This is a genomic window from Komagataeibacter kakiaceti JCM 25156, from assembly GCF_000613305.1.
Map to the genome: position 1 here is coordinate 1 of NZ_BAIO01000507.1, position 1,642 is coordinate 1,642.

2 protein-coding genes and 2 pseudogenes are annotated in these 1,642 nt (G+C 62.8%); all 4 read right to left on the minus strand.

The window, feature by feature from the left end:
- Positions 1–218: pseudogene (locus JCM25156_RS25335) on the minus strand (energy transducer TonB); the annotation flags it as partial.
- A 29-nt stretch (positions 219–247) separates the two neighbouring features.
- Complete coding sequence (tolR, locus tag JCM25156_RS15940; protein ID WP_025813880.1) at positions 248–685, minus strand: protein TolR; 438 nt, start codon at positions 683–685, stop codon at positions 248–250.
- Between the two features lie 2 nt (positions 686–687).
- Positions 688–1,353 carry a protein TolQ gene (tolQ, locus tag JCM25156_RS15945; protein WP_084296534.1) on the minus strand — a complete coding sequence of 222 codons (666 nt, stop codon included), beginning with the start codon at positions 1,351–1,353 and terminating at the stop codon, positions 688–690.
- Positions 1,354–1,553: 200 nt separating this feature from the next.
- A pseudogene (locus JCM25156_RS31525) lies at positions 1,554–1,642 on the minus strand (4-hydroxybenzoyl-CoA thioesterase); the annotation flags it as partial.

Consider the following 1,642-nt stretch of genomic DNA (forward strand, 5'->3'; position numbering starts at 1 on the left):
TGGCGCGGGTTTGGGCGCGGGCTTGTCGCCTTATGGGGGGCTGAAGTGCCACCATCGGTCGTGAATTCCATCTCGATCGTGGGCGGCGGCGGCGGTTCCTGCGGAACCGGCACGGGCAGCTTGAGCAGGACCGCCAGCAGCAGGGCGACATGCAGGCCGCCCGAGACCAGAACGGAGCGACGCATGAGAATGCGTTCGGAACGACGCGGTGGCACCACGGTCAGACAGCTCCCCGATCAGATTGGGTTCAGTTGCCGCCGCCGGGCGGCTGCTGCGCGAGAAGGGCGACATGCGTGAACCCGCCCGCCGTGATCTGCCCCATCACCTGCATCACCCGGCCATAATCGATATGGGAATCCCCGCGCACGAAAATGCGGTGTTCCCGGTCGTTCTGCGCCACGGCCTTGAGCTGGTCGACCAGTTCATCCTGCGATACGGGTTCATCACCCAGGTACAGATCCCCGTTGGACCGGATCGAGACCGTAATGGGCTTGGTGTCGGTATTGACGGGGGCGGCGTCGGTCTTGGGCAGGTCCACGTTCACGCCGCTTGTCATCATCGGGGCCGTCACCATGAAGATGATGAGCAGCACCAGCATCACGTCCACCAGCGGGGTGACGTTGATGTCCGCCATGGGCCGCCGCTTGCGCCGCCGCCCACGCAGGTCGCTCAGGCTCGCCCCCATGCTTACGCACCCCTTTCTTCGGACTGGCGCGACAGGATGGCGGCGAATTCCGTGCCGAACGCATCCAGACGGTCTTCGAACACGCTCATGCTGTTGCTGATCACGTTATAGGCGATGACCGCCGGAATGGCGGTGACAAGGCCTATGGCGGTGGCGAACAGCGCCTCCGAAATGCCGGGCGCGACAACGGAAAGGTTGGTGTTATGCATCGCCGCGATGGACCCGAATGCGTGCATGATCCCCCACACCGTGCCGAACAGACCGATAAACGGCGCAACCGGCCCGATGGTGGCAAGGAAAATGATCCACCGGTTCAGGCGGTCCATCTCACGCGTGATGGTAATGGCCATGGCGCGGTTGACACGGTCCTGCACCCCGCCATGCACGAGGTCGATCCCCGCAATGCGTGATGAACGCCGCCATTCCCCCATGGCCGCGCCAAAGACCGCCGCCATGGGATGGACCGGTTTCGCGCCATCGGAATCGTACAGGTCATCCAGGCTGCCACCGGCCCAGAACCGTTCCTCGAAATCATTGCCCAACCGGTTGACCCGGCGGATGGTGGTGAATTTATCGAATATGATCGCCCAGACAATCACACTGCATGTCACCAGCCCCATCATTACCAGCTTGACGACAATCGACGCATGCATGAACAGCGCCCACATCGACAGATCGCCCGCTGCGGCCCCGAGATTCGCCGCGTTAACCGCTTGGTCCAAATACGCCTCCTGCACACCTTGGCCGTTCGCTCAAACACGAAGATTGCCCATTTGGCAAGCCACGGCCAACCCGCTTTCCGCACAGCCCTGCATCATGGTCAACCCATGGCACGAAAAGAACACGAAGGCGCATGCCTTCGTGCCGTTCAGGCGACCAACGCGCGTAGAAGATCACGCCATAACGGCGGAAATCGGGCAGCACGCCCGTCATCGGCGCGCACGCAGGCCAGACGGA

Coding starts and splice junctions, on each gene's coding strand:
- tolQ (WP_084296534.1), bottom strand. CDS start 1,353: ATGTGGGCGCTGTTCATGCATGCGTCGATTGTCGTCAAGCTGGTAATG.
- tolR (WP_025813880.1), bottom strand. CDS start 685: ATGGGGGCGAGCCTGAGCGACCTGCGTGGGCGGCGGCGCAAGCGGCGG.